We start from the raw sequence: 16,387 nt of genomic DNA, 5'->3' as shown, positions 1-16,387 counted from the left end.
AGAGAATACGGGCTTCTTGCCCTGGTGCCTTGAGTCAGCGGGCCGCTGTCGGGACAGACGGCCAAGAGGTGATCGCCGGGCAGGCGCCGACTCGGGACACGGGGTACCGTGAGAGTGTACCAGCGATGCACCATCTTGGCGCCGCGCGGCCAGTTGCCAGTGCGCCAAGGCCGAGCGCTGTCATCGGTGTCTGGTCAATCAAACCACCGATGTCGCCAGAATCGAACGCTTCGAGAGTTTGGCTGTGCGCCAAGCCTTGGTATCCTTGCCGGCTCGCGCCAATCGGCATCGGCCACTGTTCTCGCCAGGCGGGTTCGGCAATCGTTGTCGGCAGGCGCCCTTGGCAAGCGCCCTCGCCAACATCGCTCGGTAGTGGCGTTGGTCAACAACCCGCCGCCGCTTTAGTCAAACGCCCGACGTGAAGGAGCCCTCGTGGAGCACCGCCTGGAAGACGTGATCGAACTGTTCGATGGGCTGTTTCTGGGCCCCTGCAATACCCGTCTGGTGCGTGGCGGTGATGAGCCATTGTATCTGCCCGCCGACGATCAGGTGCCCTGGCATCGGGTGATCTTCGCACGGGGCTTTTTTGCCAGCGTTCTGCACGAGGTCAGTCACTGGTGTATCGCCGGGCCGCGTCGGCGACTGCTGGAAGACTACGGCTACTGGTACGAGCCTGACGGTCGCAGCGAGATGCAGCAGCAGGCCTTCGAGAAGGTCGAGGTGGCGCCCCAGGCGCTGGAGCGCATCTTCAGCGAGGCGGCCGGGCTGACCTTTCACGTCAGCGTCGACAACCTCGGCGAGGTGGAGGTCGATCGCGAAGGCTTCGCCCGACGGGTGGCCGAGCGTGCCCGCCGTTACCGTGACGAAGGACTGCCGCGCCGTGCGGCAGCCTTCGAAGCGGCGCTGCGCGGCTTCTATCGGCAAGGGCTGGCGTTGAGCGAGGCGATCGAGCTTGGACGAGAGCAGCTCGAGCCTGCCATCGCCTGATGGCGTCGGTCACTCGATGACGTCAAGATCATCGGGTAGCAGCACCCTGCCATCATAGTCGGCTCGAACCTCGTCAAGCACGCTCTCCCGCGGGGCCGAGTAGTGCAGAACATGGGTCAGCACCAGGGTGCCGGGACGCGCTTCCCGGGCCAACTCTGCCAGTTCATCGCTCAGCGTGTGGGCGTATTGATGGTAGGCCTGCCACTGCGGTGACAGTTGTTCCCACCCCTGACGGCTGATCACCTCGTGGATCAGTACGTCTGCGCCGCTTGCCTGGCGACGCACTTCCTCGGAAAGCGACGTGTCACCCGAGATCACCAGGGTCAGGTCATCGGTGACGACCTTGTAGCCGTAGGCCTGCTCCCAGTCTCCATGAGTTACCCCGAAGGCGTGGATGCTGATGCCGGGTGACTCGTGGACCAGCCCCTCCTTCTCGATTTCGGTCACCAGGGCCCTGGCCGCCGCTGGATTGGTGACAGGACTCTTGTCGGCCAGGCGCGTATTGGTGTCCTCGGCCAGCATGGTGTAGACCCCTTGGCTCATGGCCTCGGTACCCACCGGGCCGACCACCGAGATGGGCTGTTCGCGGCGCCACCAGTAGGTGCCGAGCAGTTCCGGGTAATCCAGTACATGGTCGCTGTGGAGGTGGGTCAGAAACAGCCGCTCGATGTTCACCGGGGCGAGCGCTTCGATGCCCATTCGCTCCTGGGCCTGGCTGGCGCGCTCGACGACGCCGGGGCCAACATCGAAGAGATAGGCCTCGCCATCATGGATGACCGCGACCCCCGAACCGGCCCGCTCCCCGTCGGGTACCGGGGTGCCGGTGCCCAGCATCACGATACTGGTGTCGGCCTGGGCGGAGGTGGACAGGGTTGCGCTGAAAAGGGCTGCGCTGGCCAGCGCCAGGAAGGTGGCGATGGCGCGGGGGGCAGGTCGGGGGCCGGCAAGACGCCGGGGCTGGGCACAAGACGTGGCAATGGTCGTCGTAATGGTCGTGGCAATGTTCGTGGCAATGGGCATGGGCTCACTCTCTCGAAGCTTGTTGTTCGTATGGCGCACTTAAGTTCGATTTTTTGGGAAGAACAAGCCTGGCCCGAGAGGAGGGAGGAGACCAGTCGACCAAGGTATACCGCGACCACCACGCGGGGGTGACGCCAGCCGCTGCTTTGCTTCGCGCCCGGAGGGGCGGTACTGCTTCGTGACCAAGCGATAGTTCGCGCGAACGCCTGAAGCCCTGGCAACAGGGTATGGAGCTATGAGTGGGCTGGTGGGAGGGCTGCTGGTAGGGCTGGCGGGAGGACTGGCGGGAGGGCTGACGGTCCAGTCGCACCGTCAGCGGTCGCATTTCGTTTGCGGACTCAATCGCTGTCGCTGAGTCGCTTGTGCAGATGCAACATTACCTCTACCTCCTGCTCCGGACGCATGGGCTCGAGGCCCAGTTCGGCAAACAGCTCGTTGCGGGCGCGCGCCCACTCGCCAGGATCCAGGTCGGGATAGAGGGATTCTGCCGGGGCCAGCTCGACGAAGGGGTCGAGACCGTAGGTGTCGAACAGCCGTGAGATGGCCGCCTCGTCGTCGAATACGCCGGCGGTCAGCAGGGTGGCATTGAAGTGATCGGTTTCCAGTTCACGGATCACGTCCAGCGGACTCACGCCGATGCTGGCCAGCTCCTCGCGGCTGTAGTCGCCGAGGGACACCGTCTCGGCATCGAGCCAGTCCTCGTCGGGCTGGATCAGGGTGTGCTTGATGCGGCCATCGTCGAGGCTCCAGGCGATGGCCAGGGGCAGATCGCCGTCGCCGCCGGTCTCCACGGCGATAAAGGCAGGCATGTCGCCCATGTCAGGACTCCTTGATATCGAAGAAGGCGCGGGCCGTCGCGGTGCTGCTGGCGGCAAGCTCAGCTTCGCTTTCGCCGCGCCAGTGGGCGATCTCTCGCACGATCCAGGGCAGCAGCGCCGGCTCGTGGCGGCGCCCCTTGAGCTTGGCCGGCAGATTACGCGGCAACAGGTAGGGACAGTCGGTCTCCACCATCAGTCGATTGGCGGCGATATCGCCCACCAGATCACGTAGATGATGGCCCCTGCGCTCGTCGCAGATCCAGCCGGTCAGGCCGATGTGCAGGTCAAGATCCCGGTAGCCGTGGAGCGTCTCGCGATCCGCGGTGAAGCAATGAATCACCGCCCGTGAAATATCATCTCGCCAGGCGCCGAGGATGTCACGCATTCGGGCACCGGCGTCGCGCTCGTGCAGGAACAATGGCAGCCCCGACTCGGCAGCCAGGGCGAGTTGCGCCTCGAAGGCGCGTTCCTGTTCGGCCGGGGTCGAGAAGTTGCGATTGAAGTCGAGGCCACATTCTCCCACCGCGACCACTTGGGGCTTTTGGTGTAGCTCGGCCATGGCGGCTTCGAGCTCCGGACCCCATTCGCTGGCCTGGTGCGGGTGAATGCCGGCGGTGGCGTAAAGGCCTTCGTGGGCCTGGCACAGGGCCACCGCCTGTTCGGCATGCTCACGATCGGTACCGGTGAGAATCAGCGTCTCGACGCCGGCCGCGCGGGCACGGGCGAGGGTGGCATCGATATCGTGGGTAAAGCTCTCGTGGGTCAGGTTGGCGCCGATGTCGACCAGAGGGGCAGGCGAGTGAAAGCGCAGCGGCTCCGGCAGCGGGTTCGGCAGCGTCTCGTCTGGGGCAGGCTTGTCTGGGACGGACAACGCGGTCTCCTTGGGGCGGCTATATCGATGGAGGCGCATTGTACCTTTGTGTCGGCGGCACAACCACGTGGTGCGGTGCTCGAGGTGGCCATGTCGCTGATCGCGTGGTCTCTGATTTTGACTCTCAGGTGGGATCGGTCATGCCAGCATGAGGGGGGCATGAGGTACACTGTCGCGATGATCAAGCGAAGAGGTGAAGCGTGACCCTGCTACGACTGGAGCAGTTGCAACTGGCCTATGGCCACCATGTATTGCTCGACGGTGCCGACCTGGTGCTCGAGCGGGGAGAGCGGCTGGCGCTGGTGGGCCGCAATGGCACCGGCAAGTCCACGCTGCTGAGACTGGTGGCGGGCGAGAATCAGGCCGACAGCGGCACCATCTGGCGCGCCCCAGGCCTCAAGATCGGGGTGCTCGAGCAGGACCTGCCGGAGGCCAGCGGCGAGACCATCTTTGATGTGGTGGCCCAGGGCCTGCCCGAGGCCGGCGATCTGCTGTCCGAGTATCACCATCTGGTGCAGTCCGAGGATCCGGACATGAACCGCATGGCCACGCTGCAGACGCGGCTGGAGGCCATCGACGGCTGGTCGTTCCACCAGCGGATCGATGTGGTGCTGACCCGCCTGGGGCTGCCCGAAGACGCCGAGATGTCCTCGCTGTCGGGCGGCTGGCGCCGGCGGGTGGCGCTGGCTCGGGCGCTGGTCGCCGAACCTGATCTGCTGCTGCTCGATGAGCCGACCAACCACCTGGACCTGGACACCATCGCCTGGCTCGAGGAACAGCTTGCCGCCTTTGCCGGAGCGGTGCTGTTCATCACCCACGACCGCGCCTTTCTGTCGCGTCTGGCTACCGGCATCCTCGAGCTGGATCGTGGCAAGCTCGGGCGCTATCCCGGTGACTACGCCACCTACCAGGCCCAGAAGCAGCACGAGCTTGAGGTCGAGGCCCGGGAGAACGCCGAGTTCGACAAGAAACTGGCCCAGGAAGAAGCCTGGATTCGTCAGGGGATTAAGGCCCGACGTACGCGCAACGAAGGACGGGTGAGGGCGCTCCAGCAGTTGCGCCGCGAACGCAGCCAGCGGCGCGAGCGCCAGGGCAATGCTTCGCTGACGGTAGATACCGGCGAACGCAGCGGCAAGCGGGTGGTGGAGCTGTCTCACGTCACCCAGCACTTCGAGGATGCGACGGTCATCCGTGACCTGAATATCGAGATTCAGCGTGGGGATCGTATCGGTCTGATCGGGCGCAATGGCGCCGGCAAGACCACCCTGTTGAAGATCCTGCTGGGCGAACTCGAGCCGAGCGAAGGCACGGTGCGACTGGGGACCAAGCTACAGGTCGCCTACTTCGACCAGCTTCGGGCCGGGCTCGAGCCTGAGCGCACCGTCTACGACAACGTGGCCCAGGGCAGTGATCGGGTCACGGTGAGTGGCAAGGACCGCCACGTGATGAGCTACCTGCAGGACTTTCTGTTCTCGCCGGAGCGTGCGCGTCAGCCGGTCAAGGCACTGTCCGGGGGCGAGTCCAACCGCCTGCTGCTGGCCAAGCTGTTCACCCAGCCGGCCAACGTGCTGGTGCTCGATGAGCCGACCAATGACCTGGACGTCGAGACCCTGGAGCTGCTCGAGGAATTGTTGCTCAACTTCGACGGCACCCTGTTGCTGGTATCACACGACCGCGCCTTCATGGACAACGTGGTGACAAGCGTGCTGGCCTTCGAAGGCAGGGGGCAGGTACGCGAGTACGTCGGTGGCTACAGCGACTGGGTCCGCCAGGGCGGCAAGTTGCCGCCGGCGCCCTGGGAGGGTGCGGCGCGCCAGCGGGTGGAGCCGACAGCGGATGACGCGGCACCGGCGCCGACATCCAGCAAGACGGATACGGCGGACACGGCCGCAGCGCCAGCCAAGGCCAAGCCGGTCAAGCTATCCTACAAGCTGCAGCGGGAGCTCGATGGCCTTCCGGCGGAGATCGAACGGCTGGAGTCTGAGGTGGCCGAGCTCGAGGCGGAGGCGGGCAAGCCCGACTTCTACCAGCAGCCATCCGGTGTGGTCACCGAGCGGCTGGCGTTGCTGCAGGAGACTCAGGAACGCCTCGACGCGGTCATGGAGCGCTGGATGGAACTCGAGGCAATGGCCGCCGGCGAGTAGACCCGGACGCGCTCTGGCCCCTTTGCGTGGTACCGAGGAGTCGCTCGATAGGCGCCTTGCGAAAGGTGTCTTGCGAAAAAAGCTCGCCCGTCCACCGCTTGGGTGGACGGGCGAGGGCAAGCTCCCGGGAATGAACGGGGCAGTGGGCGCGATCCGGTTGCCGCGAGGTGCGATCCGGTCAACCGCTGGGGTTACTCTTCGCTTTCCTTGCCGACGCGCACGGCCAGTACGTCGCACTGAGCACCATGGAGCACGCCGGTGGAGGTGGAGCCGAGCAGCAGCGCAAAGCCATGACGGCCGTGGGAGCCGACCACAATCAGGTCGACGTCGTGTTCATCGGCGAAGCGATGGATCTCGGTATCGGGCATGCCGACGACCACGTGCTGGTCGTCTCGCGCCACGTGGGCATCGGCGATCTCGGCCAGGCGCTGCTTGGCATGGTCGTCCAACTGGTCCTGGATGCTGGTCAGGTCCATGGGGATGTCGCCCCCGTAGGCAAAGCCGAGGGGCTCCAGCGTATGCATGATCGACAGCTTCGCGTGGTTGCGATCGGCGATCTGCAGGGCGCGTTCGAGGATCTTGTGGGAGTCCTTGGTGAGGTCCACGGCCACCAGCACATGACGATATTCATTGCTCACGGGACTACGCCTCCAGCGGCGGTCGGTTGAGAAAAGGTCTGTGCTTCCACTCTAGGCCGCCAGTCCCGTCAAAACAATGCTGATGATCAACGATTTTTCTGAGGAAACCGTATGTTGTGGCTGCTGATCCTGGGGGTGGTGGGAATGGTCTTTGCCCCGGCCATGTGGCTGCGGCCCACCGCCCGAGAGCGTCGTCAGGGGGCGTTGCGCCAGGTGGCGATCGAGGCGGGGGCCAGCGTCAAGCTGGAGACGCCACCGCTGCACGGCGAGACCGACAAGATGGCGGCCTATCGCTGGGTCTATCCGAGTCAGCGGCCTGGCCCACGTTTTGTGCTGGTACGCACAGAACGTGCCAGCGAGGCGCTCAAGTCGTTCGACTACGACAATGGCTGGCGCTGGCGGATTCAGCCGCTGGAGCCGTTGCCATCGGTGATCAATGCGCGACTGTCGCGTCTGCTGACCCAGTTGCCCGAGGACGCCTGCGTGGTCGAATCCAGCGACAAGGCCTTGACGCTGTGGTGGGAAGAGTCGCTGGAGGCCGACGCCTTCGGCAGCCTGGCGGCGCCTGCGACGGCGCTACGCGACGCCCTGCAGGGACGTCCGGATCGTCCCGCCGCCAATTTGCCGAACTCGCCGCCCTGATATTGGCGGCTCGACAATGGACGATGGCGATCGACCACCCAGGATCGAACAGGGCTGCGTCAGGCTGGGTATCCGGCCCAGGTGTCAGGGTGGGCCCTGAAGGCGATCTCGGCGAGGCTCTTGCTGGGCTCGTCGTGCTCAGGTGTCAGCGCTGGCAATCGTCCGGCGTCAGCAAGGCCTGACCGTTGGCCTCGATGCGGCTGAGCATGTCGCTGAGTCTTTCCTGTTCCTGCTCGTCCAGCCCCTTGAGCATCTCTTCCCTGGCCTGTTGCACGATGGCATCGATCTTCTCGAGCAGAGGCGTCGCCTGCTTGGTCAGGTGCACGCGTTTGGTGCGGCGATCCTGGTCACAGGGACAGCGCTCGACCAGGCCCTGCTCGCAAAGCTGATCCAGCGTCCTGACCAGCGACGGCGCCTCGACGCCGATGGCCCGCGCCAGGTCGCACTGGGGCTGCCCGTCCGGCATGCGCCACAGGTGATAGAGCGTCACCCACCGCGTCTGGGTCAGTCCCAACGGTGCGAGGCGCTGATCGAGCACCGCACGCCAGATGCGTGGTGCCCGAGACAGTTGAAATCCGATGTTCTCGTTCATAGTGATCAAGATCGCAAGGCTGCAAATGATTTGATTGTCCGAACGCAGCGGCGGTAATGCAAGCCAACTCCCTCCTTTGCTTCGAAACTGCGCCTATTCTTCACTCTTCGGGGGTACAGCCGCTCCCTGGCTGTCGCTCGTTCGCGACTCACGACTCACGCCCTGTCTCACCGTTGTCGTGTTCCCCTTCATCGTCTGCTTGCGGCGCTTGCTCCTCCTTGCCCTCGCGATCACCTTTCTGTTCGGCCGGCTGCTCGCCTGCCGAATTGCTCTCCCTCGTCTCGCCGCTTTGTCCCGTGTCATCTTTCGGCTCACCCTCCGCATCCTCTTCAGCAGGGGCTGGCTCCTCGTGATTCGGCGGCTCTTGCTGGCGTGCCTTGTCGGATGCCATGTCCGATGTCTCCTGCTGTCCCTCGGGGCGGGCGGTCAACCAGCGTAGCCTGAGGCCGGGAATGCCCGCCTGGGTATCGATGCTGGCGTCGGCGGTGGTCGCCGCCCCAGGGTCTTCGGCAACCTCGAAGCGCAGTACGCCGATACGTTGGCCGCCGGCGGTCATCACATCGATGCGCCAGCTGCCGCTGCTGGCCTCGGGGAAGTTCTGCTTGCGGGTCCAGGCGCGATAGCCCTCGGCGCGTCCGCCGTAGATATTCAGCGCGATGCGGTCGACGAGTTCTCCCTCGTGGCGCCACTCGTGTACCACCTCTTCCTTCAAGCCGCGTGGCGCATGGATTGCGGTGTAGGCATAGAGCCCTCGGGACGACAGCGCCTCCGGTGTCAGCGCCATGGAGCCCTGCGGCGTGCGTGCGGCCTCGTCGAAGGCCGGCGACAGGGCGCTGCCGGACAACCACAGGGTCGCCGGCGGCACCCACACCCGGCCCAGCCAGGCAACCCCGGCCAATAGCGGCAGCAGCGCGAACATCGCCAGCCAGCGGGCAGGACTCATGGGGCGCAGCAGATGCAACAGACTCGGCAGGCTGAATACCACCATGGCCACGGCGGCCGCCAGCATGCTCTGACCGGTACTCAGGTGCAGTACCAGCGGCAGGGTCACCAGCACCACCAGGAACACGCACTGGGCGTGGAACACGAAGTAGAGCCAGCGCTTGCGTTCGGCCAGTCGGTAGTAGAGCGGATCAACGATGGACAGCACCGCCATGCCAAGCATGAACAGGGTGAACAGCGCCTGACCACTGCTCCACACCGTGGTGGCGACCAGAAAGGGCAAGGCGAAGAACAGCGTCTCCTGGTGGATCATCTGGGCGATGAAGGTGGTGACGCCACGGGGCAGGGCAGGATAGCCGCGGCGCACCATCAGGCGTCCGATCAGGCTCTCCGACAGCAGCAGGGTCCAGGCCAGCAACATGCCCCCGGCCAGCAGCACGCCGAGCCACTGCTGGCGCTCGACCAGAAAGAAGCTGGCGACACCGGCAGCGAAGGCCAGCGGTGGCCAGAGCCAGTGCCAGGGCCGCAGACGCGCTACCCAGGTCTCGATGAATCGCTGCGTCGCGTTGAGGGTGGTGCGCTGAGGGGGCGAGGAGGGCATGGCGTGGTCCGCGGCGGCTGGGAGGGGCATGCTATCAGTATGCTTAAACGCTGGTGAAGCGCCGCTGCATGCTTCAACGCCTCGCAAGCCCTCTAAGGTATTGGTAGGGGTTGACGGAAGTGAATCTTTGCACCAAGCTGGCGAAATCAAACGGGCGTATGAATGTCGCCTGGCCCATCGATTGTCGGGCCCTTTCCGGATGACACGGCATGACTTCAGTGGAGATGCGTGGATGATCTATCAAGGCAATGCCATTTCGGTGGCTCGCAATGGCGACGATATCGCCACTCTGACCTTCGACTTGAAGGATGAATCGGTCAACAAGCTCTCTGGCGCGGTGATCAAGGAGCTGGGCGAAGCGCTGGACGCGGTACGCGGCGAGAGCGGCGTCAAGGGCCTGATGCTGAAAAGCGCCAAGGACGCCTTCATCGTCGGTGCCGACATCACCGAGTTTCACGCCATGTTCGGCAAGGACGAGGCGGAGATCCAGGGCATGCTCGAGCAGGTCCACGGTATCTTCAATGGCCTCGAGGACCTGCCCTTCCCGACGGTCAGCGCGATCAACGGCCTGGCCCTCGGTGGCGGCTGTGAGGTGGTGCTGTCCACCGACTTCCGCGTGATGACGCCTGAGGCCAAGATCGGCCTGCCCGAGACCAAGCTCGGTATTGTCCCCGGCTGGGGCGGCTGCGTGCGTCTGCCCAGGGTGATCGGCGCCGACAACGCCATCGAGTGGATCGCCGGCGGCACCGAGAACCGTGCCGACGCCTGCCTCAAGGTCGGCGCCGTGGATGCGGTGGTGCCCGCCGATGACCTCGAGGCAGCGGCGCTCGACATGCTGGCGCGAGCCAACGCCGGCGAACTCGACTTCAAGGCCCGGCGCGAGGAAAAGAACACCGCGCTGAACCTCAATCCGGTCGAGCAGATGATGGTGTTCGAGACCTCCAAGGGATATGTCGCCGGCAAGGCCGGGCCGCACTATCCGGCGCCGGTGGAAGCGATCAAGGTGATCCAGAAGGGCGCCGGTGAAGGTCGTGCGCGGGCACAGGCGATCGAGGCCAAGGCCTTCTGCAAGATGGCCAAGACCGACGTCTGCTACAACCTGGTCGGGCTGTTCCTCAACGACCAGGTGGTCAAGAAGAAGGGCGGCAAGTACGCCAGCAAGGCGCAGCCGGTGCGCCAGGCGGCGGTGCTCGGTGCCGGCATCATGGGCGGCGGAATCGCCTACCAGAGCGCCTCCAAGGGCACCCCGATCCTGATGAAGGATATCAAGGAAGACGCCATCGAGCTGGGCCTCAAGGAGGCGCGCAAGCTGTTCGGCAAGCAGGCCTCCCGCGGCAAGCTGTCCGTCGAAGGCGTGGCCGAGAAGCTCGCCAACATTCGTCCGACGCTGTCCTACGGTGATTTCGACAATGTCGACCTGGTGGTCGAGGCGGTGGTCGAGAACCCCAAGGTCAAGGGTGCGGTGCTCAGCGAGGTCGAGCAGCAGGTGAGCGACAACACCATCCTGGCGTCCAACACCTCGACCATCTCGATCACCCGACTGGCCGAGAACCTGAAGCGTCCCGAGAACTTCTGCGGCATGCACTTCTTCAACCCGGTGCACCGCATGCCGCTGGTCGAGGTCATCCGTGGCGAGAAGACCAGCGACGCAGCCGTGGCCGCCACCGTGGCCTACGCCAAGGCCATGGGCAAGACGCCGATCGTGGTCAACGACTGCCCGGGCTTCCTGGTCAATCGCGTGCTGTTCCCCTATTTCGGTGGTTTCAGCCTGCTGGTCGAAAAGGGTGCCGACTACCAGCGCGTCGACAAGGTGATGGAGAAGTTCGGCTGGCCAATGGGCCCGGCCTATCTGCTCGACGTGGTCGGCATGGATACCGCGGTGCACGCCAACGAGGTGATGGCCGAAGGCTTCCCCGACCGCATGGCGCGTGACGCCAAGACCGCCATTCAGGTGATGTTCGACAACGATCGCCTGGGGCAGAAGAACGCCAAGGGCTTCTACGCCTACGAAGAGGATCGCAAGGGCAAGCCCAGAAAGGTCAGCGACGAGGCCGCCATCGAGCTGGTCAAGCAGGTGGTCAGCGAGAACCGCGAGTTCTCCGACGAGGAGATCATCGCGCGGATGATGGTGCCGCTGTGCATGGAGACCGTGCGCTGTCTCGAAGATGGCATCGTCGGCACCCCGGCCGAGGCCGACATGGCGCTGATCTACGGCATCGGCTTCCCTCCCTTCCGAGGTGGTGCACTGCGCTATATCGATGCCATGGGCGTGGCCGAATTCGTCGCCCTGGCCGACAGCCTGGCCGAGGAGCTCGGGCCGCTTTATGCGCCCACTGATGGCCTGCGTGAGATGGCCAACAGTGGCAAGACCTTCTACGCCGACGCCAAGTGACCCCACCAGACAGGAGAAGACAGATGAGCTTGAACCCGAGAGATGTGGTGGTGGTCGATGGTGCCCGTACCGCCATGGCCAAGGCCAAGAACGGTGGCTTCCGCCACGTGCGTGCCGAGAACCTGTCGGCGGCGGTGATGAATGCGCTGCTCGAGCGCAACGCCGCCGTTGATCCCGGCGAGGTGGATGACGTTATCTGGGGCTGCGTCAACCAGACCCTGGAGCAGGGCTTCAACGTCGCACGCAACGCCCAGATCATGACCGCCATGCCGCGCAGCGTGCCGGCCCAGACGGTCAACCGCCTGTGCGGCTCGTCGATGAGCGCACTGCACATCGCCACCGCCAACATCAAGGCCGGCATGGGTGACGTCTATCTGGTCGGTGGCGTCGAGCATATGGAGCACATCCCGCTGACCCACGGCATCGACGTCAACCCCAGCGCCAGCAAGCACGCCGCCAAGGCGGCGATGATGATGGGCATGACCGCCGAATTGCTGGGCAAGCTGCACAGCATCTCCCGCGAGCAGCAGGACAGCTTCGGCGTACGCTCCCACCAGCGTGCCTACGAGGCCCAGCAGAGCGGCGCCTTTGACCGCGAGATCATCGGTGTGGAAGGCCATGACGCCGACGGTCGCCGGATTCTGGTCAAGCGTGACGAGGTGATTCGTCCCGAGGCCAGCCTGGACAGCATGGCGGGCCTCAAGCCGGTGTTCGATCCGCGTGGCGGCACCGTTACCGCCGGCACCTCCTCGGCACTGTCGGTGGGCGCCAGTGGCATGCTGGTGATGAGCTACGAACGCGCCCAGGCCCTTGGTCTTTCGCCGATTGCCCGGGTGCTGTCCACCGGAGTGTCCGGCTGCGACGCCTCGATCATGGGCTATGGCCCGGTACCGGCGTCCCAGAAGGCGCTCAAGGCGGCGGGACTGAGCATCGATGACATCGACACGGTGGAGCTCAACGAAGCCTTTGCCGCCCAGGCGCTGCCGGTGCTCAAGGACCTGGGGCTGCTCGACGTGATGGACGAGAAGGTCAACCTGCACGGCGGCGCCATCGCCCTGGGTCACCCGCTGGGCTGCTCCGGCACCCGTATCAGCAACAGCCTGCTGAACGTGATGCGGCGCCAGGACACCCGCCTGGGTCTCGCCACCATGTGTATCGGCATGGGGCAGGGCGTGGCGACCGTGTTCGAACGCCTCGACTGAACTCTTGCCGCCTTCGGGCGGAGCAGAGCGGAAAACGCCGGCACTGTCTGACAGTGCCGGCGTTGTTGCGAGAGTGCAGTGTACACGCGCAAGTCATTCAACCGCTGGATGCTGCCGTGGCCATCATCTGATCGTGGCAGAGGCGCACCATGGCGCCTCCTCGTCCCAGTGGCACGATCTGACCGACGTTGTCCGGCGGGTTCTGCTGGTCCGATGGTTCGACCACTTCCTCGAGTTCCACCCTGTAGCGATGTCCGGTGAGGTGGGTCAACACGAACCGATGGCCCTCGGGCATCTCGGCGGAGGCCGGGAGGAGCCGGCGTACACGATCCAAGACCTCCTCTGACAATACCTCATCCTGCTTTTTGACCAACATCCAGCCAAGCTGCGTCACGATCCCCGCGACGGTAGCGATGGGGCCCGGGTAGAGCTGCCAGAACTGGGTGAAGGTGGGGCCGCGGGCGATCGATACGCTGACGTACTCGGGGCCGAAAATGATGATGAGAACGGCGATGATCAAGACAATCAGCGACACCGCAATGACCAGATAGCCAAAGACAGTATCACCGGTGTAGGAGGGACCTTCGAATTCGATCGGTAGGTCCTCCAGCGTCTGCTGTGCATCCATGCGCATCTCCTGTGGCTCCGTTGGCCGGAGCCGTTGTACTTCCCTGTAGACCCCGACCTCGCCGTGATTTACGGCATCCCTTGAACGGACGAGTATCGAGTGAGTGACGCACAGTCCGGGCGACATCAGGCATCTTGCCAAAGGCCCATCTGTACGTTGGTGAGAGTGTCTCCACAGGGATCGTGGCCTGGCAATGCCGAGGCTTTATGCGACCCAGCTAATGCGCCATTGGCGATGTGATGGTGCATAGTTGTGAGGTCTTGGCGACATTTCCGTTCGCCGCGGCAAGCAAGGGGACGGCGAGTCGATCGCGACGTCAGGTCTATTGGGACGTCTCCTCCGGCAGAGCATAGCGCCAAGGCGCTGACCAGACGGCGGCTCGGTAGCGGGGGCTTCTCGATTCTGGATGGTGCTGGACGGTGCCTCTGTCGGCGCCGCTTGCGGCGATGGGTGGTTCTTGCCTGCGCCTTACACGATCCCCGCATCAAGCCCCGCCGCCAGGGTCATGGCGAGTTCTTCTACCTGGTGGGTGAAGTCGTCCTGCCATTCACCCCGCAGTACCAGTGGCGCCTGGACCCATTTCCAGCGCAGACCGGTGACGATGCCTTCCACCGCCCGCTGCGTGCCGGTGCCGTCGTGACCCGCGCGGATGTACAGCACGCAGGGCAGCCCCTGGGTGTGTTCCAGCACGGGGTAGTAGCTACGATCGAAGAAGTCCTTGAGGGCACCGCTCATGTAGCCGAGGTTCTCGGTGGTGCCAAGCAGGATGGCGTCCGCTTTCCTGACATCCTCGGGGCCCGCATCAAGCGGCGCCAGTACCTGAACGTCCACGCTGTCGATGTCCGGATGGCGGGCGCCACGCTCGGCCGCTTCCCTTAGTGCCAGGGTGTTGGGCGAGGGTGCATGGGCGACGATCAGCAGACGTTTCATGCAGGGCTCCGGCAAGGCTGGTGCGAGGATGGTGGCTAGAGCGGCGAGCGACGGTTCAGTGCGTCGATCTTCCGGCTGCCCCCTTGAAGCCATGGGGGATCAGCATCATGTCAAAGACATGCGGGTTTGACAGCCCGGGGCGACTCGTCAAGGCTGGACATGGCTGCCGCGGTGAAATATCGCCTAGCGGTGGCATGAACATCACGCAGACGCCCTTTGCAGATTGTGAACCATTTCGATCCAGGGAGGATATCACCATGCCCTTTGCGCTTTCTTCGCTAAGAGTGACCAGCACCGCCTTCGACAATGATGGCGCCATCCCCGCACGGCACTCCCAGGAGGCAGAAGACCTGTCTCCGGCGCTGGCCTGGGACGGCCTGCCCGAGGGTACCAAGTCGGTGGCGGTCATCTGTCACGACCCCGACGCGCCGCTGGTCCAGAAGGGATGCTACGGCTTTGTTCACTGGGTGCTCTACAACCTGCCGGCGTCTCTCTCGTCGCTGGAGGAGTCCACCGAGGAAGGCACCCGAGGAATCAACGACGCCGGCAACCTCGGTTTCAATGGTCCGATGCCGCCGGAAGGGCATGGCGTGCACCGCTACTACTTCTGGGTACTGGCGCTGGACACCGAGACGAACCTGCCGGAGGGCCTCGGCATGAATGAACTGCTATCCGAGGTCGAGCCCCACCTGCTCGGCATGAATCGGCTGGTGGGGAGCTATCAGCGCGACGCCTGATGCGCCTCGGCCACCATCAGAACATGACGTACTGAAGCCCGTTTTTAACGGGCTTCTCGTTCAAGGATGACGCCCATGTACGAATGGATTTCTGCCCACAAGGACGTATTGCAGACGCTGGCCAGCGTCGGCTCCTTCATGATCTGGCTGATCTACGCGCAGCTTCTGTACTTTGGCTTTCGCCGCCAGCGTCGCCCCCGGCTGATCATCAATCGCGGCAAGCGAAAGAATCTGGATGCGCTGTGCGTGATCAGCAACATGAGCGCCGAGCCCATCTACTTGCAACATATCATGATGACGCTGGAGACCTCGGAAGGAGACTGGACGCTGGATGTCAGTGACCACGAGGCGGATCTTGATGATGAAGACCAGCAGGAAGCTGGCCACAACGCCAGTCATTGTACCCACCAGGGTCCGCTGGACAGCGGTGGCTTCGTTCATATCGGTTCGTTCAATGCCTTGAAGGAACGTATTACCACCATCGCCGACATCGACGAGTCGCGGGATGGGCTGGTATTCAAGGCCGTCTGTGTACGGGTGATCGGCACCTACTGTTCGGAGAACCTGCCGATCGGTGCCGAGCGGCGTTTCGTGTTTCACCAGAGCGAGGATTCCTGCACCCTGGTGCCCGAGACCTGGGATACTCTGCAGTTCAGTACTCGCCGCCAGCGGCGGGCCCTGAAGGCCGATATCAAGCGTATCCATGAGCGCCAGGCCCAAGGCGAGGGCGAAAAGGCGGAAAAGGAAGATAAGGAGGAATAGGGAGGAATAGGAAGACAGCGCCTGACAAGGCTCTCCTTCCATTGGACGACTGGCAATCCAGCGGGGGGCGGAGTACCGTCTTCGCTTCTCCCACCTGCGAGAGTGTCATGAGCGACCTGCCCCCCTGTCCCGCCTGTGAGTCCCCGTACGGCTACGAGGATGGCCATTCCCTGGTCTGTCCCGAGTGCGGCCACGAATGGTCGTTGAACGCCGAGCCCGATGAGAGCGGTGACCAGGTGCGGGACGCCCACGGCAATGTGCTGAGCGACGGCGACAGCGTCACCGTGATCAAGGATCTGAAGGTCAAGGGGTCTTCTTCGGTGGTCAAGGTTGGCACCAAGGTGAAGAACATCCGCCTGGTCGATGGTGACCACGACATCGACTGCAAGATCGATGGCATCGGTGCCATGAAGCTCAAGTCGATGTACGTCAAGAAGGCCTGAATGCGGCCCTTGAGGCGTCGTGCAAAAGCAAACGCCAG

Annotated in this window: 16 protein-coding genes; 8 read left to right on the top strand and 8 right to left on the bottom strand. The window is 64.2% G+C overall.

Annotated elements, in window-relative coordinates:
- The first annotated feature begins 432 nt into the window (after positions 1–432).
- Positions 433–987, top strand: a complete 555-nt coding sequence (locus NFI08_RS21455) for an elongation factor P hydroxylase (RefSeq protein ID WP_108133205.1) — start codon at positions 433–435, stop codon at positions 985–987.
- Positions 988–996: 9 nt separating this feature from the next.
- Here the strand turns inward: NFI08_RS21455 and NFI08_RS21450 are convergent, their stop codons facing one another.
- The 3 genes from NFI08_RS21450 to NFI08_RS21440 form a co-directional block, all read right to left on the bottom strand.
- Entirely contained in the window at positions 997–2,007 is a 1,011-nt protein-coding gene (locus NFI08_RS21450) for an MBL fold metallo-hydrolase (protein ID WP_349591441.1), read from the bottom strand.
- A 338-nt stretch (positions 2,008–2,345) separates the two neighbouring features.
- Positions 2,346–2,825 (bottom strand): hypothetical protein, encoded by a 480-nt coding sequence (locus NFI08_RS21445; RefSeq protein ID WP_108133207.1) that lies wholly within the window; start codon positions 2,823–2,825, stop codon positions 2,346–2,348.
- Position 2,826: 1 nt separating this feature from the next.
- Positions 2,827–3,696: a TatD family hydrolase gene (locus NFI08_RS21440; protein WP_349591440.1), complete on the bottom strand. Its 870-nt coding sequence runs from the start codon at positions 3,694–3,696 to the stop codon at positions 2,827–2,829.
- A 200-nt stretch (positions 3,697–3,896) separates the two neighbouring features.
- Here NFI08_RS21440 and NFI08_RS21435 point away from each other — a divergent pair, with 200 nt between their 5' ends.
- A complete protein-coding gene (locus NFI08_RS21435; protein WP_349591439.1) occupies positions 3,897–5,840 on the top strand; it encodes an ATP-binding cassette domain-containing protein in 1,944 nt (647 codons plus the stop codon).
- 191 nt (positions 5,841–6,031) lie between these two features.
- Here the strand turns inward: NFI08_RS21435 and NFI08_RS21430 are convergent, their stop codons facing one another.
- The gene (locus NFI08_RS21430; RefSeq protein ID WP_045992968.1) at positions 6,032–6,478 is read right to left on the bottom strand and encodes a universal stress protein; all 447 of its coding nucleotides are present in this window, start codon (positions 6,476–6,478) and stop codon (positions 6,032–6,034) included.
- A 111-nt stretch (positions 6,479–6,589) separates the two neighbouring features.
- Here NFI08_RS21430 and NFI08_RS21425 point away from each other — a divergent pair, with 111 nt between their 5' ends.
- Positions 6,590–7,120, top strand: coding sequence for a preprotein translocase subunit YajC (locus NFI08_RS21425; RefSeq protein ID WP_349591438.1), 531 nt, complete (start codon positions 6,590–6,592; stop codon positions 7,118–7,120).
- Between the two features lie 145 nt (positions 7,121–7,265).
- On the opposite strand, the gene slyA is transcribed toward NFI08_RS21425, so the two are convergent.
- On the bottom strand, positions 7,266–7,712 hold the full coding sequence (gene slyA, locus NFI08_RS21420) for a transcriptional regulator SlyA (RefSeq protein WP_045992966.1): 447 nt from the start codon (positions 7,710–7,712) through the stop codon (positions 7,266–7,268).
- A 148-nt stretch (positions 7,713–7,860) separates the two neighbouring features.
- Positions 7,861–9,255, bottom strand: coding sequence for a DUF5924 family protein (locus NFI08_RS21415; RefSeq protein WP_349591437.1), 1,395 nt, complete (start codon positions 9,253–9,255; stop codon positions 7,861–7,863).
- Between the two features lie 232 nt (positions 9,256–9,487).
- Here NFI08_RS21415 and fadB point away from each other — a divergent pair, with 232 nt between their 5' ends.
- Entirely contained in the window at positions 9,488–11,647 is a 2,160-nt protein-coding gene (gene fadB / locus NFI08_RS21410) for a fatty acid oxidation complex subunit alpha FadB (RefSeq protein ID WP_349591436.1), read from the top strand.
- A 23-nt stretch (positions 11,648–11,670) separates the two neighbouring features.
- Positions 11,671–12,849, top strand: coding sequence for an acetyl-CoA C-acyltransferase FadA (fadA, locus tag NFI08_RS21405; RefSeq protein WP_045992964.1), 1,179 nt, complete (start codon positions 11,671–11,673; stop codon positions 12,847–12,849).
- Positions 12,850–12,946: 97 nt separating this feature from the next.
- On the opposite strand, the gene NFI08_RS21400 is transcribed toward fadA, so the two are convergent.
- Together NFI08_RS21400 and NFI08_RS21395 are read right to left on the bottom strand one after the other, a co-directional pair.
- Entirely contained in the window at positions 12,947–13,477 is a 531-nt protein-coding gene (locus tag NFI08_RS21400; protein WP_108449036.1) for a hypothetical protein, read from the bottom strand.
- 468 nt (positions 13,478–13,945) lie between these two features.
- On the bottom strand, positions 13,946–14,407 hold the full coding sequence (locus tag NFI08_RS21395) for a flavodoxin family protein (RefSeq protein ID WP_349591435.1): 462 nt from the start codon (positions 14,405–14,407) through the stop codon (positions 13,946–13,948).
- A 257-nt stretch (positions 14,408–14,664) separates the two neighbouring features.
- On the opposite strand from NFI08_RS21395, the gene NFI08_RS21390 reads away from it, so the two are divergent.
- From NFI08_RS21390 to NFI08_RS21380, 3 genes are all read left to right on the top strand, one after another.
- The gene (locus tag NFI08_RS21390) at positions 14,665–15,144 is read left to right on the top strand and encodes a YbhB/YbcL family Raf kinase inhibitor-like protein (RefSeq protein ID WP_286984862.1); all 480 of its coding nucleotides are present in this window, start codon (positions 14,665–14,667) and stop codon (positions 15,142–15,144) included.
- A gap of 75 nt (positions 15,145–15,219) precedes the next feature.
- Positions 15,220–15,906 (top strand): hypothetical protein, encoded by a 687-nt coding sequence (locus NFI08_RS21385; protein WP_286984861.1) that lies wholly within the window; start codon positions 15,220–15,222, stop codon positions 15,904–15,906.
- Between the two features lie 107 nt (positions 15,907–16,013).
- Positions 16,014–16,349 carry a zinc ribbon domain-containing protein YjdM gene (locus NFI08_RS21380; protein ID WP_108133227.1) on the top strand — a complete coding sequence of 112 codons (336 nt, stop codon included), beginning with the start codon at positions 16,014–16,016 and terminating at the stop codon, positions 16,347–16,349.
- Positions 16,350–16,387 lie beyond the last annotated feature (38 nt).

The sequence above is a fragment of the Halomonas sp. EF61 genome, from assembly GCF_040147045.1.
Lineage (GTDB): Bacteria > Pseudomonadota > Gammaproteobacteria > Pseudomonadales > Halomonadaceae > Halomonas > Halomonas litopenaei.
Note: the sequence above shows the minus strand (reverse complement) of the source record. Positions and strands in the feature narration are given on the sequence as shown.